Origin of the sequence: Mycobacterium sp. 134, from assembly GCF_048282715.1 — a bacterium.
GTDB classification, from domain to species: Bacteria; Actinomycetota; Actinomycetes; order Mycobacteriales; family Mycobacteriaceae; genus Mycobacterium; species Mycobacterium septicum.
In genome coordinates, this window is record NZ_JBLVUN010000008.1 from 3,526,693 (window position 1) to 3,549,619 (window position 22,927).

Here is a 22,927-nt window from a genome sequence, read left to right on the forward strand (position 1 = left end):
CGTCGCGACAGCGACAATTCAGCCACTGTTGCGCAGGGCGGTCGCCAGTCCGCTCATGGTGAGCAGGATTCCGCGCTGCACCAGTTCGTCGGTGTCCCCCGCACGGTACCGGCGCAGCAGCTCGACCTGAAGGTGGTTGAGCGGTTCGAGGTACGGGAACCGGTTGAACACCGAGCGGGCCAACGCCGGGTTGTCCGCCAGCAGGTCGTCCTGGCCGGTGATCAGTTTGTACATGGCGATGGTGCGGTCGTGTTCGGCAACGATCTTGTCGAATACCCGGGCCCGCAGCTCGGCGTCGTCGACCAGCTCGGAATACCGTGCCGCCAGGCCCAGATCCGACTTGGACAGCACCTGCGCCATGTTCGACAGCACGGTGCGGAAGAACGGCCAACGCTCGTAGAGGTCCTGCAGCACGGCCACTCGGGACTCGTCGTCGCCGATCCATTGTTCGAACGCGGTGCCGGTGCCGTACCAGCCGGGCAGCATCACCCGGGACTGGCTCCAGGCCAGGACCCACGGGATGGCTCGCAGGTCGGATATCGACGTGGTCGGTTTGCGTGAGCTGGGGCGACTGCCGATGTTGAGCGCACCGATCTCGCTGACCGGTGTCGACGCCTTGAAGTACTCGACGAATCCCGTTGTCTCGTGGACCAATTCGGCGTAGGACCGCTGCGCCAGGGCGGCCAGTTCATCCAGCACCTGATAGGCCGGCTCGGCTTCGTCGCCCAACCCCTCGACGTCGAGCAGGGTGGATTCCAGCGTCGCCGCCAACAGTGTCTCCAAGTTGCGGTGCGCGATCCGCGGCTCCGCGTACTTCGCCGCGATCACCTCGCCCTGTTCGGTGATCCGCAACGACCCCTTCACCGCGCCGGGCGGCTGCGCCAGGATCGCGTCGTAGCTGGGTCCGCCACCGCGGCCCACGGTGCCGCCCCGACCGTGGAACAGGCGCAACCGAATTCCGGTCTTGCGAGCGGCTTCGACGAGGTCCAGTTCGGCGCGGTACAGCGCCCAGTTCGCGGCCAGGTATCCGCCGTCCTTGTTGGAGTCCGAATATCCCAGCATCACTTCCTGATGCTGCCCGCGTGCGGAGACGATGCTGCGGTAGACCGGTAGCGCGAGCGCCTCCTGCAGGATCGAGGACCCCCGCTGTAGATCGTCGATGGTTTCGAACAGCGGCACGATCCCGACCGGTGCGTACACCTCGTCTCCGTGACCCGCGCCGGAAACATCCAGCAGGCCGGCCTCTTTGAGCAGGATCGCTGCTTCGAGCAGATCGGACACCGACTGGCACATCGAGATGATGTAGTTGGGGACGGCCTGGGGGCCGAATACGCTGACCGCCCGCGCTCCGGCACCGACGATGTCGAGTTCCTTGCGAGCCAACTCCGACAGCTCGGCACCCTCACCGATCAGCGGACGACGTGTCGAGATCTCGCGGGCGAGCAGTTCCACCCGTTGCGATTCGGGGAGCGATGCGTAGTCGGGATGCACGCCGGCCCAGGCCAGCAGCTCGGCGACCACCTGCTCGTGCACCTCGGAGTTCTGCCTCATGTCCAGGCCGCACAGATGGAAACCGAAGACCCGCACCGCTTCTCGGAGGCGGGCCAGCCGATCGTCGGCCAGCACCGCACTGCCGTTGACCCGCAACGAGGCGTCCACCGTGTCGAGATCGGCCAGGAACTCCCCCGGCGCGCGATAGGGTTCGAGCCCCAGATCGAGTTCGTGTTCGGGTTGCTCGTCGAGGATCTCGTGTCCGGTGGCCGTGAGGCGGGCGTGGATCACCCGCAGTGCCCGCCGGTAGGGTTCGTCGGCGCGCGCCGGCTCGTTGCAGGCGCCGGCCAGCGCGGTGAGCCCGTCGCTGACCTTGACCAGCCGCGCAGACATCGACAGCTCTTCTTCCAGCGCGGTCATCTCGGTGAAGTAGTGCGCGAAGGCGACATTGGCGGCTCGCCCGGTGGCCTGCCGCACCACGCCTGCGTCGACGTTGGGGTTCCCGTCGCGGTCCCCGCCGATCCAGCTGCCCGGCCGCAGGATCGGCTGCTCCAACAGGTTCGCCCCGGGCCAACGGGCCTGCAACGCGGTCCGCACTTCGGCGTTGACCTGCGGAATGACCTCGAAGAATGCGGCCGGGTAGTACCGCAGGCCGGTTTCGATCTCGTCGGAGATCTTCAGCCGGGACAACCGCACGAGGGCGGTCTGCCACAGCGTGAGGATGTGGCGGCGCAACTCGGTCTCGATGTCGCGGCCATCGGCGGTGCGGGTCTGCCCATGCAGGCGCAGCCGCATCAACTCGGTCACCCGATGCTGGGTGTCGAAGACGGTGCGGCGCCGGGTCTCGGTGGGATGAGCGGTGATGACGGGTGACACCAGAGCGCCGGACAATGCGTCGGCGACGCCCGCGCCGTCCAGACCGGCCGCGTCCAACTTGAGATACGTCGCGGCCAGGCTGCTGTCCTGCGGCGGCTCGCCGGCCGCCTCGTGCACCTCCCGGCGCCGCTCGCGGTGGATGTCCTCGGCGACATTGGCCAGCAATGCGAAATGGGTGAAGGCGCGGATGACAGGGATGGCCTGGTGAACGTCGATGCCGGTGAACAACGCGGCCAGCTCGGCCCGGTCGATCTCCGAACGGCGTACCCGGAACGATTCCACCCGCGCCCGCTCGACCAGGTCGAAGACCTCCTCGCCGTTCTGCTCGCGCACGGTGTCGCCGAGTATCGCGCCGAGCAGCCGGATGTCCTCGCGCATCGGCTCCGTGGCCTCGCGGCCCACCGGAGTGCGCTGGACCGCGCCGATGGGATCGAGTGCTGTGTCGGCCTGTCCGCTCTCCACCATGTGTTCAAGTATCGGCGGCGCGGTTTGGTCGCGCATGACGAGCCTGCCGGCGTGATCACCCGGCGCCCAACCTGTGTCCCCGGCACACCGGCGTTTACCATGAGCCGGTGCTGGTCAGCCTCATCTCGTTCATAGGGGCTGCCGTGGTCGTGGTGCTCTTGCCCGGGCCCGACACCCTGGTGGTGGTGCGCAGTCTGGTGCGCGGCGGCACCCGCAGCGGGATTCTGACGTCACTGGGCGTGTTGTGCGGCCTGGTGGTGTGGGTGGCCGCGGCAGCCGTCGGGCTGGCCGCGTTGTTGCGGGCCAGCGAGATCGGCTACGAGGTGCTCAAGGTCGCCGGTGCCTGCTACCTGGTGTGGATGGGTGTGCAGTCGCTGCGGTCATTGCGACAGACCGCGGCCGAGATGGCAGCGCCGGGTACCGAACGGGCCGGGCTGTTGCAGCACGGTTTCACGGCCGGGTTCCTCACCGACATCCTCAATCCCAAGGTCGGCGTGTTCTTCCTGAGCTTCCTGCCGGGATTCGTACCGCACGGTTACCCGGTGGGCTGGGCCACGCTGACGCTGGGCGCGATCTTCATCGTGTTGACCGCGCTCTACTGCGCCGGCCTGGTGGTGGCTTCAGGAACCATCTCGGGCTGGATGCAGACACCGCGGATACGCAGGCGGCTGGACACCCTCACCGGGCTGGTACTCGTGGGATTCGGAGTGCGGCTCGCGACGGAGGCGTGATCCGCGCGGCGGGACCGGCTAGCTGTACTTGATCAGCAGCGCGACGCCCACGATCGAGACCAGCCAGATGCCGGTCACGAACAGGGTCAGCCGGTCGAGGTTCTTCTCGACCACGGTGGAGCCGGACAGGCTGGACTGGACACCGCCACCGAACAGGGTGGACAGACCGCCACCTTTGGCACGATGCAGCAGCACCAAGAGCACGACCAGCACGCTGGTCACGACCAGAGTGATCTGCAGAGCCAATTCCATGGCTGTAAGACTACCGGGTGCGGTGTCCGGCCCAGGCCCCCGGGGTTACGGCAGCGGTCCGCCCGCGGCGATGGCAGACAGCGTGGCGAACTGCTCGCCGTCCAGCGAAGCACCGCCGACCAGTGCACCGTCCACGTCGCCCTGCGCCACGATCTCGCCGACGTTCTTGGCGTTCACCGACCCGCCGTAGAGCACCCGTACACCGGCCGCGAGCTGCGGCGAGGACAGGTTGCCCAACTCACCGCGGATGGCCTTGCAGACCTCCTGCGCGTCGGCCGCGCTGGCCACCCGCCCGGTGCCGATCGCCCACACGGGCTCGTAGGCGATGACCGCCTGGCCGATCTGCTCCTTGCTCAGACCGGCCAGCGAACCGCGCAGCGAGTTCACGTTGTACTCGACGTGGTTGCCGGCCTCGCGCACCTCGAGCTGCTCGCCGATGCAGATGATCGGGGTGATGCCGTGCTTGAACGCCGCGGCGGCCTTGGCGGCCACCAACGCGTCGTCCTCGTGGTGGTACGTACGCCGCTCGGAGTGCCCGACGACCACGAAGCTGCAGCCAAGCTTCGCCAGGAACGCCCCGCTGATGTCACCGGTGTAGGCGCCCGAGTCGTGTTGCGACAGATCTTGTGCCCCGTAGGTCAGGCGCAGCTTGTCTCCGTCGACCAGGGTCTGCACGCTGCGCAGATCGGTGAACGGCGGGATGACGGTGACATCCACCTTGTCGAAGTACTTGTCCGGCAAGGCGAATGCGATCTTCTGCACCAGCGCGATGGCCTCGAAATGATTGAGGTTCATCTTCCAGTTGCCGGCGATGAGCGGCTTACGGGCCATGTTCTACGACTCCAGTACTTCGATGCCGGGCAGGGTTTTGCCCTCAAGGTATTCCAGCGACGCGCCGCCGCCGGTCGAGATGTGAGAGAAGCCGTCCTCGGGCAGGCCGAGCTGGCGCACGGCGGCCGCCGAGTCGCCGCCGCCGACCACGCTGAACGCGCCCTTCTCCGTGGCACCGATGATCGCCTCGGCCACACCCTTGGTGCCCGCCGCGAAGGCCGGGAACTCGAACACGCCCATCGGGCCGTTCCAGAACACGGTCTTGGCGTTGGACAGCAGCGCGGTGAAGCGCTTGACCGACTCCGGACCGATGTCCAGGCCCATCTTGCCCTCCGGGATGCGATCGGAGGCCACGGTCTCCGGCTCGGCGTCGGCGGCGAACTTGTCGGCCACGACGATGTCCACCGGAAGGTGGATCACGTCGGCGTAGGTGTCCAGCAGCCGCTTGCAGGTGTCGATCATCTCTTCCTGCAACAGCGAGGTTCCGACCGAAACCCCTTGGGCGGCAAGGAAGGTGAAGCACATACCGCCGCCGATGACGATGCTGTCGGCCTTGGTGGCCAGGTTCTCGATCACCGCGAGTTTGTCGGAGACCTTGGACCCGCCGAGCACCACGGCGTAGGGCCGCTCGGTCGAGTTGGTCAGCTGCTCGAGCACCTTGACCTCGGTGGCCACCAGCGTGCCCGCGTAATGCGGCAGCAGGGTGGCGACGTCGTACACCGAGGCTTGCTTGCGGTGCACCACGCCGAAGCCGTCGGAGACGAAGGCACCCGGCGAGCCGTCGGCACCCTCGACCAGGGCGGCCAGCGCCTTGGCCAGCGCCAGCCGCTCGGCGTCGTCCTTGCTGGTCTCCCGGGGATCGAAACGGATGTTCTCCAGCAGCAGGACGTCACCGTCGGTGAGTCCCTCGGCGCGAGCCAGTGCGTCGGTGCCGACCACGTCGCCGGCCAGCTGGACGTGGCGTCCCAGCTTCTCCCCCAGCGCCGCGGCGACCGGGGCCAGCGACAGCTTCGGGTCCGGGGTTCCCTTGGGGCGGCCCAGGTGCGCGGTGACGACGACCTTGGCGCCGGCTTCGGCCAGCGCGGACAGGGTCGGGACCGAGGCGATGATGCGGCCCAGGTCGGTGATGTTGCCCTCGTCATCGAGGGGGACGTTCAGGTCGGAGCGCACGAGAACGCCCCGACCTTCCACGCCCTCGGCCAGCAGGTCGGCGAGTGTCTTGACAGTCATCGGTACTAGAGGGACTTTCCGACGAGCGCGACCAGATCGGCGAGACGGTTGGAGTAGCCCCACTCGTTGTCGTACCAGGAGACGACCTTGGCCTGGTTGTCGATCACCTTGGTCAGGCCCGAGTCGAAGATCGAGCTGTGCGGGTCGGTGACGATGTCACTGGACACGATCGGCGCGTCGTAGTACTTGAGGATGCCTTTCATCGGCCCCTCGGCGGCGGCCTTCATGGCCGCGTTGATCTCGTCGGCGCTGGCCGACTTCTTGAGCTCGGCGGTCAGGTCCGTGACCGAACCCGTGGGGATCGGCACCCGAAGGGCGTAGCCGTCCAGCTTGCCTTTCAGTTCGGGTAAGACGAGGCCAATCGCTTTTGCGGCGCCGGTCGAGGTCGGCACGATGTTCAGCGCGGCAGCGCGGGCGCGGCGCAGATCCTTGTGCGGGCCGTCCTGCAGGTTCTGATCCTGGGTGTAGGCGTGGATGGTGGTCATGAGGCCATTGACGATGCCGAACTCGTCGTTGAGGACCTTGGCCAGCGGGCCGAGGCAGTTCGTGGTGCACGAGGCGTTGGAGATGATGTTCTGGCTGCCGTCGTACTTGTCGTCGTTGACGCCCAGCACGATGGTGATGTCCTCATCGCTGGCCGGCGCGGAGATGATGACCTTCTTGGCGCCGGCATCGAGGTGCCCCTGCGCCTTGGCGCGGGCGGTGAAGATACCGGTGGACTCGACGACGACATCGACGCCCAGGTCACCCCAGGGCAGCGCCGCCGGGCCTTCCTTGACCTCCAGCGCCTTGATCTTCTTGTCGCCGATGACGATGGTGTCTTCGCCCTCCAGGCTGACGTCCTGCGGCAGCCGGCCCAGAATCGAGTCGAATTTCAGCAGGTGAGCCAGGGTGGCGTTGTCAGTGAGGTCGTTCACCGCCACGATCTCGATGTCAGTGTTCTGACCCTCGGCCTGCTGCGTCGCCAGGGCCCGGTAGAAGTTGCGCCCGATTCGGCCGAAGCCGTTAACGCCTACCCGGATGGTCACGTGATTCTCCCTCAGTTGCCGGTAACTGCCCGCCGCCAGCCTAGTAGTGATGCGTCCTGTACGTGCGGCCCGGTCAGTGCATCAGATATCGGGGTCGTGTAGGGCGAGTTGGTCGAGTTCGTGCGGGTCCTGACCGACGAGATCGGCGATCAACCCCTCGTCCGACAGGTCCATCGGCTCGGAGTGTTTCCAGTCGTGATGCGCCACCTCGTTCAGGCGTTTGATGATGTGGTGATCGGTCACCTCGATGGCCAGCTCGCGCCGATGGTCGAAGCTTCCCGGGGAGAAGTTGATCGAGCCGACGATGGCCCGCTCGTGGTCGGCCAGAATCATTTTCGCGTGCAGCTTCATGTGCTTGAGCCGGTGGATCTTGATGCCGACGTCGTCGAGGATGCGCATCCCGCTGACGCCTTCGAGAAGCTTGCCCGACTTGAGGTGGTGGGCCGCGCGGGCCATGACGTGAACCTTCACCCCGCGATGCGCCGCTCGGACCAGGCGCTCGATGATCACCGGATCCTGATAGCGCTCGTTCTGGACGAACAGGGTGTGCTTGGCACTGTCGATGAACTCGGCGATGCGATGCCGACCGTTGCTCGGGCACCAGATCAGGTGTGCCCCGCCGCCTGGGTCGAACGCCTCCCGAGCCCAGTCGGCTTCGAAGCAGTCGACGATCTCGGCGACTTCGTAGGCGCTGGGCGTGACGACGGCGTAGTCGCGCGTCACCGTGAAGTTCTCCTCGGTCCAGTTCAACGACTCGACGAACGCATGGTCGTCATCGACCACCATGGACTTCTCGTGCGTCAGATCGAAGGCCGGGTTGCTGGCCCGGACCTCGATGCCGAACCGCTGCAACGTCTCCCGCGCGACATCGTTGTCGGTTTCCCCGTCGCGACGTTCGGGGTTGAGCATGACCTTGACATCCACGCCGCGCCGGTGGGCGGCCACGACCGCCTCCAGCAGCGGCAGGTGGTTGAAGGCGAACATCTTGATCCGCACCGACCGGGTGGACGCGGCGATCGCGTCGAGCACCGGCTTCGCCGAGTCGTCGGGCAGGATGATCAGCGAACGCGTCACGTTGTCTCGTCCTCGTATTGGATGCGGTGCAACTCGGCATATCTGCCGCCTGCGGTCAGCAGTTCGGTGTGCGATCCTTCTTCGACCACTCGACCCTCCTCGAGCACGACGATCTTGTCCGCATCGCGAATGGTGCTGAGGCGGTGGGCGATCGTGATGACCGTGCGTCCGCTCATCAGGCGCTGCAGCGCTGACATCACCAGGTGCTCGGACTCGGCGTCCAGGGCGGCGGTCGGCTCGTCGAGGATGAGGATCGGGCTGTCCCGGATGAGGGCGCGGGCGATACCGATGCGCTGACGCTGACCGCCGGAGAGGGTGAGCCCGCGCTCCCCGACCGGGCTGTCATAGCCCTGCGGCATCTCGGAGATGAACTCGTGCGCGTTGGCCAGCTTGGCCATCTCGACGATCTCGTCGTGGTCGGCCTCGGGCCGGCCGAAGGCGATGTTGTCCCGGATTGTGCCCCGGAACAGGACGGTGTCCTGCAGCACGTAGGCGATCTGACGCCGGAGTTCGTGAAGTTTGTAGTCGCGCAGGTCGACGCCGTCGATGCGGACGGTGCCCATACTCGGGTCGTAGAACCGGGGAATCAGGCTGACCAGACTGGATTTCCCGCTTCCCGTGTGCCCCACGACGCCTACGAGCTGTCCGGGTTTCACTTCGAAGGTGACATCGCGCAGCACGGGAGTTTCGCTGTCGTAACTGAAGGCCACCCGCTCGAAGCTGATCTCACCCTTGATCTTCTCCGGTTCGATCGCCTCGGGCTTCTCCTCGACCGACGTCTCGGCGGTCAGCAGGGCGTTGACGCGGTCCACCCCGACCGAGGCCATCGCGATGGTGTTGGTGAGCTTGGCCAGATCCTGCACGGGTTTGAAGAACGACGCCAGGTAGGAGATGAACACGGTCAGCGTGCCCGCCGTCATCGCACCGGCGAGGATGAGTGCCGAACCCCGCCACAGCACCACCGCGGTGCAGGCGGCCACCACGACGGTGACGATCGGCGACACCACCGACTTCACCCGCCTGGCGTTGAGCGCGGCATCCACCGCCTGCTGACCGGCCATCGCCAGCTGGCGCTCCTGCAGTTCCTCGCGGTCGAACGCCTTGACCACGCGGATCGACTGCAGACCTTCCTCTGCGACCGCGACGATGTCCGATTCCCGCTTGCGCACTTCGTGTGTCGCCGCCTTGACGGCCTTACGAATCCGCGAGACGAACAGCAGCAGCAGCGGCGCCACCGCAAGCGCGATGAGCGTGAAATCCCATTGCAGCCACAGCATCATGGCCAACATGCCGACGATGGTCAGCAGGTCGGTCGCGATGCCCAGCGTGGAGGCCGACGCGAACCCCTGGATGGTGTCGACGTCATCGGTGAGCGTGCTGAGGATCGGCCCGACCCGATGGGTGTCGAAGTAGTTCAGAGACAGCTGCTGAAGGTGGTGGTAGGCGCGGGTGCGCAGGTCGTTGCCGATGCGCTGACCGACCGTTTCGGTCAGGTAGTTCGCGACGTACGACGCGATCGCGGCGATCACCGCGATGACGAACACCATGATCGCGGCCAGACCGGCGATGTGCATCTTGCCTTCGCCACCGAGCAGTGGCTGCAGCAGACCGTGTAGCCATCCCGGCAGCGGGTGGTGGCCGACCACACTGTCCAGCACGACCTTCAACGGCCAGGGCGCGGCCAGGCCAGTCGCGATCTGTATCAGCAGGACCGCGAAGATTCCGGCGACCAGCAACCGGTAAGGGCGAATCAGCTCAAGAATCAGTCTCATCGCGAGCGCTGCCTCAATCGGGGGGTTGACGTGGAGGTTTGTCGCCACACACTACAACGCCGCAATGACGTCGGGGTGACGCGAGCACGACAACCCGGCAAGTGTCGGCAATGACGGCGACCGACGCACCTAGGTCATGGCGCTCTGGACCGAGGGCTTCTGCTCACTGCGCTCGACAGTCGTTGCGAGGTCGGTGTTTTCACTCCACCCGCTCGGGCCGAACAGGCAGCCGAGCCCGCCGCCCCAGGCCTGCGCCCGCCAGACGTCTCCGACCATGGCGGCGACTTCGTGGCAGTTTCACCTTGATCGGGTCGTGGGTGGCGGTGTCTGGTCAGGCCGTACCCGGACTGGCGCACCCTCGGCGAAGAAGTGCGCGGCGACAGTGACGGTGGTACGCACCCCGGGGACAGACTGCATCCCCGGCTCGTGGGTACACCACGAGAACTTCTGCGGCGTTTGACATCCCACTGACCGCGGCGGCACTGGCACCACAATCGCTTGCAGTGCTGGCGATTTCGCCCGGCTCAGGCGTCGTCGAGCAGGTCCGGGGTCACCGCCGACTCGGTGTCGGGCAGCCCTTCCTGCTTGGCCTTGCGGTCGGCCATCGACAGCAGGCGCCGGATACGGCCGGCCACAGCATCTTTCGTCATCGGCGGATCGGCGAGCCGGCCCAACTCCTCCAGCGACGCCTGCCGGTGCTCGACCCGCAGCTTGCCCGCCGCAGCGAGGTGATCGGGCACCCCGTCACCGAGGATTTCCAACGCACGCTCCACCCGGGCGGCCGCGGCCACCGCGGCACGCGCCGACCTGCGCAGGTTGGCGTCGTCGAAATTGGCCAGGCGATTGGCGGTGGCGCGGACCTCGCGGCGCATGCGCCGTTCCTCCCACGTCAACCTGGTGTCCTGGGCTCCCATCCGGGTCAACAGGGCGCCGATCGCCTCACCGTCACGCACCACGACCCGGTCACTGCCACGCACCTCGCGGGCCTTGGCGCTGACACCGAGCCGCCTCGCCGCGCCGACCAGGGCCAGGGCCGCTTCCGGGCCGGGGCAGCTGACCTCCAGCGCCGACGACCGTCCCGGCTCGGTCAACGATCCGTGCGCGAGGAACGCACCGCGCCACGCGGCCTCCGCGTCACCGACGCTCCCGCCGACCACCTGCGCGGGCAGGCCTCGCACCGGGCGCCCACGAAGATCGAGCAGCCCCGTCTGCCGGGCCAGGGCTTCCCCGTCGGCAGCCACCCGCACGACATACCGGGTGTTCTTCCGGATTCCACTGGCCGACAGGACGTGCACCACGGCGTTGTACCCGTACAGGTCGTAGATGTCCTTGCGCAGACGGCGCGCGATGATCCCGAGATCCACCTCGGCTTCCACCACCACCCGGCCTGCCACGATGTGCAGGCCGCCGGCAAAGCGCAACAAGGACGCCACCTCCGCACGGCGAGCACTCACCGAGTTGACTACGAGGCGGCTCAGCTCGTCTTTCACCTCGGCTGTCATCGCCACGGATCGTCCCCTCTCGGTGTATTCGGCGCCGGCTCCTGCTGCGCCACGTCGACCGACCTCGCAGCGGGCGTGGGAACGGTGGACTCCTGTACAGCCCTGGGCGCCATCGCGCGCAATCGGACCCCCTCCAGCACCGCGGCCAACTTCGCCGGGTCATGTAAAGGTGTACCAGGTCGAGACACGTCAGCAAACTCAACGCGGGCATTGAGGATGTTGGCGGTGCGGATGAGTTGCTCCCGTTCACGGTCGCTCGGCACCCGGCTGGCATCGACGATGATGTCATGCACGCTGAAGTCCGGAGCATGCTGGGCCAGAACGTGGATGTGACGCTCGGCCGAGAACCCCGCCGTTTCACCCGGCTCCGCCGCCAGATTCAAGACCAGTGCGCGCCGGGCCGTCGTCGACCGCAATGCCGCCGCCAACTGAGGCACCAATACGTGCGGGATCACACTGGTGAACCACGAGCCCGGCCCGAGCACCACGAGATCGGCACTCATGATGGCCTCGACGGCCTGCCGGGTGGCCGGTGGATCCCCGGGCAGCAACCGTACCCGGCGCACCTTGCCCACCGTGCTGGCGATCGCCACCTGGCCGCGGATCACCCGGCTCATCCGGGGATCGGACTCCAGGCCTGCGACGTCGGCCTCGATCTGCAGGGCGATCGGGCACATCGGCAGCACCCGGCCCTTCACTCCCAGGATTCGCCCGAGTTCGTCGAGCGCCGCGACCGGATCGGCCAGCACCTCGCTGAGGCCCGCCAAGATCAGATTGCCGATCGGGTGACCTGCCAGTGCACCGCTGCCACCGAAGCGGTGCTGGATGATCGTCGCCCAGAGCCGGCCGTGCGGACTGTCAGAGGCCAAGGCCGCCAACGCCATTCGCAGGTCACCGGGCGGCACCACATCGAGTTCGCTGCGCAGCCGCCCGGACGACCCACCGTCGTCGGCAACCGTCACCACCGCCGTCACGTGCGGGCTGAGCCGCCGAGCCGCCGACAAGGTGGCGTACAACCCATGCCCTCCACCGAGGGCCACGATGCGCGGGGTCATTCGCGACCCAGATCCCGGTGCAGCACGTGCACAGTGAGCCCGTCACCGCCTTGCAACCGCTCCGCCAGCGCCTCGGCAATCGCCACGCTTCGGTGCTTGCCGCCAGTACAGCCGATGGCGACGGTCATATAACGCTTCCCCTCCCGGCGGTATCCGGCGATCACCACGTCCAACAGACGATGGTATGTGTCGAGAAATTCTCTGGCTCCCGGTTGTCCCAGCACGTAGTCACGGACATCCGGATGTTGACCGCTGTGCGGCCGCAATTCGTCGACCCAATGCGGGTTGGGCAGGAACCGCACGTCCATCACCGTGTCCGCATCCATCGGCAGGCCGTACTTGTAGCCGAACGACTCCACGGTGACATTCGTGTAGGCGACGGTCTCACCGCCGAACGCACGCTCGATGCTCTCACGCAACGCAGGCACCGGGAGCGCAGACGTGTCGATCACCAGATCGGCCGCCGCGCGCACCGGGGCCAGCAACGCCCGTTCGGCCGCAATCCCCTCGGCCAGGGTCTGCGTGCCCTGTAGCGGGTGGCTGCGACGGTTCTGCTCGTAGCGGCGCACCAGGATGTCATCGGAGGCCTCGAGAAACAAGACCCGCGGGGTGATGCTGCGTGCCGCCAATTCGTTGCGCACCCAATCGAGATCACCGGTGAAGCCGCGCGACCGCACATCCATCACCACAGCCAGCTGGGTGATCCGCGATCCGGCGGCCAGCCCCAACTCGACCATGCGGGCGATCAGCTCCGGCGGCAGGTTGTCGGCGACATACCAGCCGAGGTCTTCCAACACCTTGGCCGCGGTGCCACGCCCCGCCCCGGACAAGCCGGTGACCAGCACCACGTCGATTCCCGAATCCGCGTCCGCACCACCCACGATGCCGCCCTCGCGCAGATGTTCATTCATGCGCGATCCGCCTGGCTACTCATGTCCCCGTTACCCGTCATCCCGACACCCTGCGTCGATCATCCTCGATAACCGTTGCGGGCGCCCCTGAATCGCCCAGTCCGGCGCTGTTCTCACTTCGCGGGCCATCGCTCTGGGCCGATGGCGACGCGCTTGTTGGCTCCATCGGCGGCTCGCCGCCGGACCCGATTGGCGGCTCGCCGCCAGGCTCGTTTGGCGGCTCGCCGCCAGGCTCGTTTGGCGGCTCGCCGCCGAGCGCAGCCAGGACGGCCTTCGCCGTCGCCACACCGATCCCGGGCACCGCGGTGATCTCCTCCACCGTGGCGTCCTTGAGCCGCGCGACCGAGCCGAAATGCGTCACCAACGCCTTGCGGCGCTGTTCGCCCAGACCACGCACCGAGTCCAGTGCCGAGGCAGTCATCCGCTTGGACCGCTTGCTGCGGTGATAGCTGATCGCGAACCGGTGTGCCTCGTCGCGCACGCGTTGCAACAGATACAGCCCTTCACTGTTGCGCGGGAAGATCACCGGATCAGGCTCGGCAGGCACCCACACCTCTTCGAGTCGCTTGGCCAGCCCGATCACCGCGACGTCGGTCACGCCTAGCTCGTCGAGCACCGCGGCTGCCGCGTTGACCTGCGGGGCACCGCCGTCCACGACAAACAGGTTGGGCGGATAGGCGAACCGGCGCGGACGCTGCTCCGCGCCAGGCTCGGGCTGCGCATCGCTCACGTGCCGCAGAAAACGGCGTCGCGTCACCTCGGCGATCGAGGCAACGTCATCCGAACGCCCTTCGCCGGCAGCCTCACGGATCGCATAGTGCCGGTAGTCCGACTTCCGTGGCAGACCGTCCTCGAACACCACGAGCGAGGCGACCACGTCGGTGCCCTGCACGTGGCTGATGTCCACGCATTCGATCCGCAACGGCGCATCGGCCAGGCCCAGGGAATCCTGAATGCTCTGCAGCGCTTCCGATCTCGCGTTGAAATCGCCGGCGCGCTTGAGCTTGTGCTGGGCCAGCGCCTCGTGCGCATTGCGCGCGACGGTTTCGGCCAGCGTGCGTTTGTCACCGCGGACCGGCACCCGCAGGCTCACCCGCGAACCACGAAGCCCCGACAACCACGCCGCCAGCTGTTCGGCATTCGGCGGCAGCACCGGCACCAGAACCTCCCGCGGCACCGGGTTGGTCGCCTCGTCGGCCGCTCCGCCGAGTTCGGCCTGCTCGCCGTAGAACTGGGTGAGGAACTGCTCGACCAGATGCTCCTGCCCGGATTGTTCTGGGTCACCGGACTTCTCGACGATCCAGCCTCGTTGACCCCGCACGCGGCCACCACGGACGTGGAAGACCTGCACAGCCGCCTCGAGATCGTCATCGGCGAACGCCACCACGTCAGCGTCGGTGCCGTCACCGAGCACCACGGCCTGTTTCTCCAGCGCACGTTTGAGCGCGGCGATGTCATCACGCAACCGGGCGGCCCGTTCGAAGTCCAGCTCCTCGGCGGCGGCGATCATCTGCTGCTCCATGTCGCGGGCCAACCGGTCGGTCTTGCCCGACAGGAAATCGCAGAAGTCGAGCACGATGCGCCGGTGTTCCTCGGCACTGACCCGGCCGATGCACGGCGCCGAGCACTTGTCGATGTAGCCGAGAAGGCACGGACGGTCGATCTGCCTGTGCCGCTTGAACACTCCCGCAGAACAGGTCCTGGCCGGAAACACCCGGGTCAGCAGGTCGAGTGTCTCTCGGATCGCCCACGCATGCGAATAGGGGCCGAAGTACCGCACCCCCTTGCGCCGCGGCCCGCGATACACCATCAGCCGCGGGTACTCCTCGTTGAGCGTGACCGCCAGCACCGGGTACGTCTTGTCGTCGCGGTAGCGGATGTTGAAGCGTGGATCGAATTCCTTGATCCAGTTGTACTCCAGCTGGAGTGCCTCGACCTCGGTGGTGACCACGGTCCACTCGACACTGCCCGCCGTCATCACCATCTGCCGGGTGCGCGGCGCCAGGCTCGCGATATCGGAGAAGTACGACGTCAGCCGGCTGCGCAGGCTCTTGGCTTTACCCACATAGATGACCCGGCCGTGCGGGTCCCGGAACCGGTACACGCCCGGCTCCACTGGTATCGATCCGGGCGCCGGCCGGTACGTCGCTGGATCGGGCACGGTTTCCAGGTTACTGCCGCGATCCGACGGAACTCCGCTACCGTCGAACTGTGCGGTTGCTGGCGTCCACCCGTTCGGTCATCGCGCTGCTCAGTGTCGTCGCAGTGATCCTTGCCGGATGCTCCGACGGCAGTCGGCGCCCGGCGAGGACCGATGCCGGCCCGTGCCAGATCGTTTCCAACGGGACCCCGTCGCCCAAACCTCCGCAAGCACCACCGCCGACCCCTGCCCAACCGTCGGCACCGCCGACCCCTGCCCAACCGTCGGCACCGCCGACCCCTGCCCAACCGCCGGCACCGCCGCCCCCTGCCCAACCGTCGGCACCGCCGACGACCCGCGACCTCGCGGCCAACCCCGAGATCGGCACCGGCTACCGCAGCGACATGACAGCCGTCCGCACCGCCACCTACGCGGTGGCCACCGCCAATCCACTGGCCACCGAAGCCGCCTGCAAGGTGCTGCGCGACGGCGGCACGGCTGCCGACGCACTGGTGACCGCACAGGCCGTGCTCGGTCTCGTCGAGCCCCAGTCCTCCGGGATCGGCGGCGGCGGCTTCCTGCTCTACTACGACGCGGCAGGCAACGCGGTGCGCGCCTATGACGGACGTGAGACCGCACCCGCCGCGGCGACGGAGAACTACCTGCGCTGGGTGTCGGAGACCGACCGCACCATCCCCAAACCCGACGCCCGGGCATCGGGCCGCTCGATCGGGGTGCCGGGGATCGTGCGGCTGCTCGACGACGTGCACCACCAGTTCGGCAAGAAGGCCTGGCGCGATCTCTTCGACCCGGCCGTGTCGCTGGCCGACAAGGGGTTCGACGTCAGCCCGCGCCTGGCTGCGGCCATCGACGACGCCGACGCCCAGCTTCGGCTGGATCCCACCGCCGCCGGCTACTTCCTCAACCCCGACGGCAGCCCCAAGCCGGTGGGCACCCGCATGACCAACCCCGCCTACGCGAAAACCTTGGGCGCCATCGCATCCGAGGGGGCTAAGGCCTTCTACAGCGGCGACATCGCCCGAGCTGTCGTGGCGGCCGCCGCCGATACCAGCGGCGGCCGCACGCCGAGCGTCATGACCGAACAGGATCTCGCCGGCTACACCGTCAAACACCGCGACCCTGTGTGCACCACCTACCGCGGTCGCGAGGTGTGCGGTATGCCACCGCCGTCGTCGGGCGGCATCGCCGTGGCCGCAACCCTCGGCATGCTCGAGCACTTCCCCATGAGCGACTACAAGCCGGTCCGCGTCGACCTCAACGGCGGACACCCATCGGTGACCGGGGTGCACCTGATCTCGGAGGCCGAACGCCTCGCCTACGCCGACCGCGATCGCTACGTCGCCGACACCGATTTCGTCCCACTGCCCGGCGGATCGCCCGAGTCGCTGCTCGGCGGCGCCTATCTCACCGGCCGCGCCGCCCTGATCTCGCGCAACCATACGATGGGCGCCGCCGCGCCCGGGGACTTCGCCCCGCCGATGACCATCCCGCCGCCGCCCGAGCACGGCACCAGCCAGATCAGCGTGATCGACAGCCACGGCAATGCGGCGTCACTGACCACCACGATCGAGTCCGCCTTCGGTTCGTTCCACATGGTCGACGGCTTCCTGCTCAACAACCAGCTCACCGACTTCTCCGCCGAGCCGACCAGCGCCGAGGGCCAGCCCGTACCCAACCGGGTTCAGCCGGGCAAGCGGCCACGCAGCACCATGGCGCCGACGCTGGTGTTCGACAAGACGGGGCCGCAACGGGGCCCCCTGTACGCGGTCGTCGGCTCCCCCGGCGGCTCGGTGATCATCCAGTTCGTCGTGAAAACCCTTGTCGGCATTATGGATTGGAACCTGGATCCACAGCAGGCGGTGTCGATGATCGACTTCGGCGCGGCCAACACCCCCGTGACCAACGTCGGAGGTGAGCACCCGTTGGTCGACACGGTCGCCAACGGAGACCGTGATCAGCTGGTCGAGGGCCTGCGGGCACTCGGGCATCAGGTGTCGCTGGCGGATCAGTCCAGTGGGCTGTCAGCCCTGGTGCGGACTCCGTCGGGCTGGATCGGCGGCGCCGATCCGCGCCGGGAAGGCCTGGTGTTGGGCGATGCCGGCTGATCCCGCGGTGTCAGACGAGATTTGAGCGGTAGCGGTCGATCAGGTCCCGGACCTCGTCCATCGCCTTGACTGCACGGTCCTTGTCGATCGCCTGGATCGCCATCAGCGGGATGTACTCGTCGTCGGGCAGGTTCAACCGCGCCCAGCGGGCTCCGACCGGGAACGACACGCTGAGGGCCTCGGACCAGGGAATCACCTTGAAACTGATCAGATTCCGGACGGCCACGCCCGACGGGCCGACGCGCAGCCGCGGCCGCGCGAACAACAGCACGACGCAGCCGATGATGGCTCCCAGCAAGGCGATCGCCACCTGATCGGACGTCTGGAAGACCACGCCGGTGGACCCGACCTTCAGCAGCACGCCGACCGCAACGTGCGCCAGGAAGATGATCAACGCCGCGCCGTAGGCGAAATACGGTGTCCGGTAAGGCCGGATGTCTATATCCCAGGTTTCTGCAGTCATCTCTCGGTCACGCCTTGGCGCGCAGTTCCCGCAGGGTCAGCGCGGTGGTCAGGGCCGCTGCGGCCGCCTGGGCGCCCTTGTCCTCGGTGGAATCCGGGAGACCGGCACGATCCAGTGCCTGGTCCTCGTTGTCCGTGGTGAGCACACCGTTGGCGACCGGAGTGGATGCATCGAGCGACACCCGGGTCAAGCCCTGCGTCACCGCGTCACACACGTAGTCGAAATGCGGGGTCTGGCCTCGGATCACCACACCCAACGCCACCACTGCGTCATGAGTGGCCGCCAATGCCTGTGCCACCACGGGGATTTCGATGGCCCCGAGCACGCGCACCACCGTCGGCTCGGCTATGCCGGCGTCGGCGGCGACCTTGCGCGCGCCGTCCAGCAGCGCATCGCAGATCTGGGTGTGCCAGGTGCTGGCCACGATCGCCAGCTTCACATTCGACGCGTCCACCTGGGGCAGATCAGGGACTCCGTGGCCGCTCACAGGGTGGAACCCGAATCGGTGGCACTGGGCGGCCGGCGGTCACCGAGCAGGTACACCGCCTCGTCGTAGTCGTCCATGCTCACCGCTTCGTCATAGTCTTCGAGGCCGACGAGGTCGTGGCCCATCCGGTCCCGCTTGGTCATCAGGTAGCGGATGTTCTCCGAGTTCGCCCGCACCGGCAGCGGTACCCGCTCGATGATGTGCAGCCCGTAGCCGTCCAGGCCCACCCGCTTGGCCGGGTTGTTGGTCAGCAGCCGCATCGATCGGATACCCAGGTCGACGAGGATCTGCGCGCCGATGCCGTAATCGCGAGCGTCGGCGGGCAGACCGAGTTTCAGATTCGCGTCGACGGTGTCCTCGCCCGCGTCCTGCAACTGATACGCCTGCAGCTTGTGCATCAGACCGATGCCGCGGCCCTCATGCCCGCGCATGTAGAGCACCACGCCGCGGCCCTCACGGGCCACCATGGCCATCGCGGCGTCCAGCTGCGGGCCGCAGTCACAACGCCGGGACCCGAACACGTCACCGGTCAGGCATTCGGAGTGGACCCGGACCAGGACGTCATGACCGTCGCTGGCCGGACCGGAGATGTCGCCGCGAACCAGCGCGACATGCTCGACGTCCTCGTAGATGCTCTTGTAACCGACTGCCACGAACTCGCCGTGCCGGGTCGGGATCCGCGCCTCGGCGATGCGCTCGATGTGCTTCTCGTGCTTGCGGCGCCACTCGATCAGGTCGGCGATCGAGATCAGCGCCAGGTCGTGATCGTCGGCGAAGACGCGCAGCTCGTCGGTGCGCGCCATGTCACCTTCGTCCTTCTGGCTGACGATCTCGCAGATCGCGCCGGCGGGTTGCAGCCCGGCCAGGCGGGCCAGGTCCACGGCGGCCTCGGTGTGTCCGGGACGGCGCAGCACGCCACCGTCCTTGGCCCGCAGCGGAACCACGTGGCCGGGCTTGGTGAAGTCGTCGGCGACGGCGGACGGATCGGCGAGCGTACGCATGGTGGTCGCCCGGTCGGAAGCCGAAATACCGGTTCCCACATCCTTTTTCGCGTCCACCGTGACGGTGTAGGCAGTGCCGTGCTTGTCCTGGTTGACCGCGTACATCGGCAGCAGGCCCAGCCGGTCGCAGATCTCGCCGTCCAGCGGCACACACAGGTAGCCGGAGGTGTAGCGCACCATGAACGCCACGAGTTCGGGGGTGGCCTTCTCGGCAGCGAAGATGAGATCGCCCTCGTTCTCGCGATCCTCGTCGTCGATCACCACCACGGCTTTGCCCGCCGCGATATCGGCTATCGCCCTCTCGACGGAATCGAGCCTGGTCATCTGCGCCACCTTGCCTGTTCTAATGACAGGTCCCCAATGCGGGACCAATCGCCGACTCCAGTATGAACCACCGAAATCCAGCGGTTATTGCCAGCTCTTACTCACCGGGACCGGCCATCAGCCGTTCCACGTATTTGGCGATGATGTCCACCTCCAGATTGACCGTTGTCCCGACGTCCGCCTGACCCAGCGTGGTGAGCTCACGCGTGGTGGGAATCAGCGATACCTCGAACCAGTCGTCACCCACTGCGGACACCGTCAACGACACCCCGTCGACGGTGATCGAGCCCTTCTCCACGACATAGCGCGACAGCGCGGCGGGCAGGCCGATGCGGACCACTTCCCAGTGATCGAAAGGCGTGCGGGAGATCACAGTGCCGGTGCCGTCCACGTGGCCCTGCACGATGTGGCCGCCGAGGCGACTGTTGACCGCGGCGGCCCGCTCCAGGTTGACCTGGCTGCCCACCCCGACCCCACCCAGGCTCGACCGGTTCAGCGTCTCCCCCATGACGTCGGCGGTGAACGCTCCGTCGGGCAGCACGTCCACCACGGTCAGACAGACCCCGTTCACGGCGATCGAGTCGCCGTGGCCGGCGTCGGCGGTGACCACGGGGCCGCGGATGGTGAATCGGGCGGCATCCGTCAGCTCCGCCTTGTCGACCAGGACACCCAGCTCTTCAACGATTCCGGTGAACACGCCGACCAGACTATTCGGCCCGAGTACGAGTTGGAGAAAACGCCCGACTGCCGCGAGCCTCTACGATGCAGTAATGCAGACGCGCCCACGGTTCGCAGTCCAGTCCTTACTCGCAATTCTCTTCGCAGCGGCCGCCCTCGTGGCCGGCTGCTCGTCGTCTTCGTCCTCGGAGAAGTCGAACGCCCCGCTGCCCGACGCGGCCCAGCTACTGCAGGAGTCCTCGGCCAGCACCAAGGCGCAGCAGAGCGTGCATCTGCTGCTCACCGTGCAGGGCACCATCAAGGGTCTTCCCGTGGAGAAGCTCGACGGCGACCTGACCAACACCCCCGAGGTGGCTGCCGAGGGCACCGCCGACCTGCTGTTCGCGGGCCAGAAGCTGGCCGACGCGAAGTTCGTGGTGGCCGGCGGCGATCTGTACGCGGCGCTCACCCCGGGCGATCCGCTGTCCAACTACGGGCCCGCCACGAACATCTACGACATCTCGGCGATCCTGAACCCCGACAACGGCCTGGCCAACGTGCTGGCGAACTTCAGTGACCCCAAGGCCGACGGCCGCGAGTCCATCGGCGGCACGGAAGCGGTCCGGGTGACCGGCACCGTCAGCGCCGACGCGGTCAACAAGATCGCCCCGCAGCTCAAGGCCGAAGGCCCGGTCCCGGGAACCGCCTGGATCACCGAGGACGGGAATCACACCCTGCTGCAGGCCAAGCTCGAACCCACGCCCGGAAACAGCGTCACCATGACCCTGTCTGACTGGGGCAAGCAGGTCACCGTCACCAAGCCCGCTTCCTGATGTCGACCGCGGAGTCGGTGAGGTCCGGCCGCAACCGCCACATCGCGATCAGCGCGGGCAGTCTTGCCGTGCTGCTCGGTGCCCTCGACACCTATGTCGTGGTCACGATCATGACCGACATCATGTCCGACGTCGGTATCGCGATCAACAAGATCCAGCAGGTCACGCCGATCATCACGGGTTACCTGCTGGGCTACATCGCGGCGATGCCGCTGCTGGGGCGGGCCTCGGACCGGTTCGGGCGCAAGATGCTGATCCAGGTCGGCCTGGCCGGCTTCGCCATCGGCTCGGTGATCACCGCGCTGTCGAGCGACCTGACCATGCTGGTCATCGGCCGCGTGGTGCAGGGCACCGCGAGCGGTGCACTACTGCCCGTGACGCTCGCACTGGCCGCCGATCTGTGGGCCGCGCGTAACCGGGCCGCGGTGCTCGGCGGCGTCGGAGCCGCCCAGGAGTTCGGCAGCGTGCTTGGCCCGCTGTACGGCATCGGCGCCGTGGCGGTGTTCCATCACTGGCAATCGGTGTTCTGGATCAATGTGCCGCTGGCGCTCATCGCCATGGTGATGATCCATTTCAGCCTGCCGGGCAAGGAGCCGAGCGACCACCCCGAGAAGGTCGATGTCGTCGGCGGCATCTTGCTGGCGATCGCGTTGGGCCTGGCCGTCGTCGGCCTCTACAACCCGGAACCCGACGGCAAGCAGGTTCTGCCCAACTGGGGCCTACCGGTTCTGATCGGTGCACTGGTGGCAGCCGTGGCGTTCTTCGTGTGGGAACGGATGGCGCGTACCCGGCTGATCGAACCCGCGGGTGTGAAGTTCCGGCCGTTCCTGGCCGCGCTCGCCGCCTCGTTGTGCACCGGCGCCGCACTGATGGTCACGCTGGTCAACGTCGAACTGTTCGGTCAGGGCGTGCTCGGCAAGGACAAGTACGAGACCGCCTTCCTGCTGCTGTGGTTCCTGGGTGCGCTGCCGATCGGTGCGCTGATCGGTGGCTGGATCGCCACCCGGGTCGGGGATCGCATCATCACGTTCGTCGGCCTGATGATCGCGGCCGGCGGATTCTGGCTGATCACCCAGTGGTCGATCGATGTGCTCGACGCCGTCCACGACCTGGTTCTGTTCAAGGTGCCGGTCCTGGACTCCGATCTGGCGATCGTCGGCCTGGGACTCGGACTGGTGATCGCTCCGCTCACCTCGGCCACCCTGCGGGTGGTGCCTGCCGCACAGCACGGCATCGCCTCGGCCTTCGTGGTGGTCGCCCGGATGATCGGCATGCTGATCGGCATGGCGGGCCTGTCGGCCTGGGGTCTGTACCGGTTCAACCAGCACCTGTCATCCTTGTCGGCCGCCGCGAACACCGGCCAGATGTCGCTGCAGGAGCGGCTGGCATCGCAAGCGGTGCGCTATCGCGAGGCCTACGTGTCGATGTACGGCGACATCTTCGGGATCACCGCGATCGTCTGTGTGGTGGGTGCGGTGCTCGGCCTGCTGATCGCCGCGCGGCACGTCCACGTCGACGAACCTGCGGGTCCTCCCGAGGAGCTGCGCACCGGTGGGAGCGATGACACGTCGACGGGGCAGCTGTACCTGCCGACGGAGGTGCTGCCGGTCCAGTCAGCCGACCAGCCAGTCCAGGGCACCGACCAACCGCCGGGACGCCATCGATCGAGCTGATCGGC

General features: G+C 67.3%; 20 protein-coding genes. 4 read left to right on the forward strand and 16 right to left on the reverse strand.

Translation table 11 applies throughout. The features are described from left to right. Positions 1–18 precede the first annotated feature (18 nt). Positions 19–2,832, reverse strand: coding sequence for a phosphoenolpyruvate carboxylase (gene ppc, locus ACNQVK_RS21550; protein WP_418031121.1), 2,814 nt, complete (start codon positions 2,830–2,832; stop codon positions 19–21). 107 nt (positions 2,833–2,939) lie between these two features. On the opposite strand from ppc, the gene ACNQVK_RS21555 reads away from it, so the two are divergent. Next, positions 2,940–3,563: a LysE family translocator gene (locus tag ACNQVK_RS21555; protein ID WP_418031122.1), complete on the forward strand. Its 624-nt coding sequence runs from the start codon at positions 2,940–2,942 to the stop codon at positions 3,561–3,563. 18 nt (positions 3,564–3,581) lie between these two features. On the opposite strand, the gene secG is transcribed toward ACNQVK_RS21555, so the two are convergent. The 11 genes from secG to uvrC form a co-directional block, all read right to left on the reverse strand. Further along, a complete protein-coding gene (gene secG / locus ACNQVK_RS21560) occupies positions 3,582–3,815 on the reverse strand; it encodes a preprotein translocase subunit SecG (protein ID WP_019348649.1) in 234 nt (77 codons plus the stop codon). 45 nt (positions 3,816–3,860) lie between these two features. Next, positions 3,861–4,646 (reverse strand): triose-phosphate isomerase, encoded by a 786-nt coding sequence (gene tpiA, locus ACNQVK_RS21565; protein ID WP_044518247.1) that lies wholly within the window; start codon positions 4,644–4,646, stop codon positions 3,861–3,863. A gap of 3 nt (positions 4,647–4,649) precedes the next feature. Beyond that, positions 4,650–5,876, reverse strand: coding sequence for a phosphoglycerate kinase (locus ACNQVK_RS21570; RefSeq protein WP_418031123.1), 1,227 nt, complete (start codon positions 5,874–5,876; stop codon positions 4,650–4,652). 5 nt (positions 5,877–5,881) lie between these two features. Then, positions 5,882–6,904, reverse strand: coding sequence for a type I glyceraldehyde-3-phosphate dehydrogenase (gene gap / locus ACNQVK_RS21575; protein WP_418031124.1), 1,023 nt, complete (start codon positions 6,902–6,904; stop codon positions 5,882–5,884). An 81-nt stretch (positions 6,905–6,985) separates the two neighbouring features. Continuing rightward, positions 6,986–7,978 (reverse strand): phospholipase D-like domain-containing protein, encoded by a 993-nt coding sequence (locus tag ACNQVK_RS21580; RefSeq protein ID WP_418031125.1) that lies wholly within the window; start codon positions 7,976–7,978, stop codon positions 6,986–6,988. Then, positions 7,975–9,750: an ABC transporter ATP-binding protein gene (locus ACNQVK_RS21585; RefSeq protein ID WP_418031126.1), complete on the reverse strand. Its 1,776-nt coding sequence runs from the start codon at positions 9,748–9,750 to the stop codon at positions 7,975–7,977. Before ACNQVK_RS21585 ends, ACNQVK_RS21580 begins: the two co-directional genes overlap by 4 nt. Before the next feature lie 129 nt (positions 9,751–9,879). Further along, entirely contained in the window at positions 9,880–10,026 is a 147-nt protein-coding gene (locus tag ACNQVK_RS21590) for a hypothetical protein (RefSeq protein ID WP_418031127.1), read from the reverse strand. Positions 10,027–10,274: 248 nt separating this feature from the next. Further along, positions 10,275–11,252 carry a DNA-binding protein WhiA gene (whiA, locus tag ACNQVK_RS21595; protein ID WP_301684381.1) on the reverse strand — a complete coding sequence of 326 codons (978 nt, stop codon included), beginning with the start codon at positions 11,250–11,252 and terminating at the stop codon, positions 10,275–10,277. Beyond that, the gene (yvcK, locus tag ACNQVK_RS21600) at positions 11,249–12,307 is read right to left on the reverse strand and encodes a uridine diphosphate-N-acetylglucosamine-binding protein YvcK (protein ID WP_090425560.1); all 1,059 of its coding nucleotides are present in this window, start codon (positions 12,305–12,307) and stop codon (positions 11,249–11,251) included. The genes whiA and yvcK overlap by 4 nt, the downstream gene beginning before the upstream one ends. Next, positions 12,304–13,218: an RNase adapter RapZ gene (rapZ, locus tag ACNQVK_RS21605; protein WP_044518226.1), complete on the reverse strand. Its 915-nt coding sequence runs from the start codon at positions 13,216–13,218 to the stop codon at positions 12,304–12,306. Before rapZ ends, yvcK begins: the two co-directional genes overlap by 4 nt. A 37-nt stretch (positions 13,219–13,255) precedes the next feature. Further along, entirely contained in the window at positions 13,256–15,379 is a 2,124-nt protein-coding gene (uvrC, locus tag ACNQVK_RS21610) for an excinuclease ABC subunit UvrC (RefSeq protein WP_418031128.1), read from the reverse strand. Between the two features lie 50 nt (positions 15,380–15,429). Here uvrC and ggt point away from each other — a divergent pair, with 50 nt between their 5' ends. Then, positions 15,430–17,484: a gamma-glutamyltransferase gene (gene ggt / locus ACNQVK_RS21615; protein ID WP_418031130.1), complete on the forward strand. Its 2,055-nt coding sequence runs from the start codon at positions 15,430–15,432 to the stop codon at positions 17,482–17,484. A gap of 10 nt (positions 17,485–17,494) precedes the next feature. Here the strand turns inward: ggt and ACNQVK_RS21620 are convergent, their stop codons facing one another. From ACNQVK_RS21620 to ACNQVK_RS21635, 4 genes are all read right to left on the reverse strand, one after another. Then, a complete protein-coding gene (locus ACNQVK_RS21620) occupies positions 17,495–17,947 on the reverse strand; it encodes a PH domain-containing protein (protein ID WP_418031131.1) in 453 nt (150 codons plus the stop codon). Positions 17,948–17,954: 7 nt separating this feature from the next. Beyond that, complete coding sequence (gene ribH / locus ACNQVK_RS21625; protein ID WP_276125550.1) at positions 17,955–18,434, reverse strand: 6,7-dimethyl-8-ribityllumazine synthase; 480 nt, start codon at positions 18,432–18,434, stop codon at positions 17,955–17,957. After that, positions 18,431–19,759, reverse strand: a complete 1,329-nt coding sequence (locus ACNQVK_RS21630) for a bifunctional 3,4-dihydroxy-2-butanone-4-phosphate synthase/GTP cyclohydrolase II (protein WP_090426248.1) — start codon at positions 19,757–19,759, stop codon at positions 18,431–18,433. The genes ribH and ACNQVK_RS21630 overlap by 4 nt, the downstream gene beginning before the upstream one ends. Before the next feature lie 97 nt (positions 19,760–19,856). Beyond that, positions 19,857–20,456 (reverse strand): riboflavin synthase, encoded by a 600-nt coding sequence (locus ACNQVK_RS21635; RefSeq protein WP_044518217.1) that lies wholly within the window; start codon positions 20,454–20,456, stop codon positions 19,857–19,859. 73 nt (positions 20,457–20,529) lie between these two features. On the opposite strand from ACNQVK_RS21635, the gene ACNQVK_RS21640 reads away from it, so the two are divergent. Continuing rightward, on the forward strand, positions 20,530–21,249 hold the full coding sequence (locus ACNQVK_RS21640; protein ID WP_090425546.1) for an LppX_LprAFG lipoprotein: 720 nt from the start codon (positions 20,530–20,532) through the stop codon (positions 21,247–21,249). Beyond that, a complete protein-coding gene (locus tag ACNQVK_RS21645) occupies positions 21,249–22,922 on the forward strand; it encodes an MFS transporter (RefSeq protein ID WP_418031132.1) in 1,674 nt (557 codons plus the stop codon). Before ACNQVK_RS21640 ends, ACNQVK_RS21645 begins: the two co-directional genes overlap by 1 nt. Positions 22,923–22,927 lie beyond the last annotated feature (5 nt).

Coding starts and splice junctions, on each gene's coding strand:
- ppc (WP_418031121.1), bottom strand. CDS start 2,832: ATGGTGGAGAGCGGACAGGCCGACACAGCACTCGATCCCATCGGCGCG.
- secG (WP_019348649.1), bottom strand. CDS start 3,815: ATGGAATTGGCTCTGCAGATCACTCTGGTCGTGACCAGCGTGCTGGTC.
- tpiA (WP_044518247.1), bottom strand. CDS start 4,646: ATGGCCCGTAAGCCGCTCATCGCCGGCAACTGGAAGATGAACCTCAAT.
- ACNQVK_RS21570 (WP_418031123.1), bottom strand. CDS start 5,876: ATGACTGTCAAGACACTCGCCGACCTGCTGGCCGAGGGCGTGGAAGGT.
- ACNQVK_RS21585 (WP_418031126.1), bottom strand. CDS start 9,750: ATGAGACTGATTCTTGAGCTGATTCGCCCTTACCGGTTGCTGGTCGCC.
- ACNQVK_RS21590 (WP_418031127.1), bottom strand. CDS start 10,026: ATGGTCGGAGACGTCTGGCGGGCGCAGGCCTGGGGCGGCGGGCTCGGC.
- whiA (WP_301684381.1), bottom strand. CDS start 11,252: ATGACAGCCGAGGTGAAAGACGAGCTGAGCCGCCTCGTAGTCAACTCG.
- yvcK (WP_090425560.1), bottom strand. CDS start 12,307: ATGACCCCGCGCATCGTGGCCCTCGGTGGAGGGCATGGGTTGTACGCC.
- rapZ (WP_044518226.1), bottom strand. CDS start 13,218: ATGAATGAACATCTGCGCGAGGGCGGCATCGTGGGTGGTGCGGACGCG.
- ACNQVK_RS21620 (WP_418031131.1), bottom strand. CDS start 17,947: ATGACTGCAGAAACCTGGGATATAGACATCCGGCCTTACCGGACACCG.
- ACNQVK_RS21630 (WP_090426248.1), bottom strand. CDS start 19,759: ATGACCAGGCTCGATTCCGTCGAGAGGGCGATAGCCGATATCGCGGCG.
- ACNQVK_RS21640 (WP_090425546.1), top strand. CDS start 20,530: ATGCAGACGCGCCCACGGTTCGCAGTCCAGTCCTTACTCGCAATTCTC.
- ACNQVK_RS21645 (WP_418031132.1), top strand. CDS start 21,249: ATGTCGACCGCGGAGTCGGTGAGGTCCGGCCGCAACCGCCACATCGCG.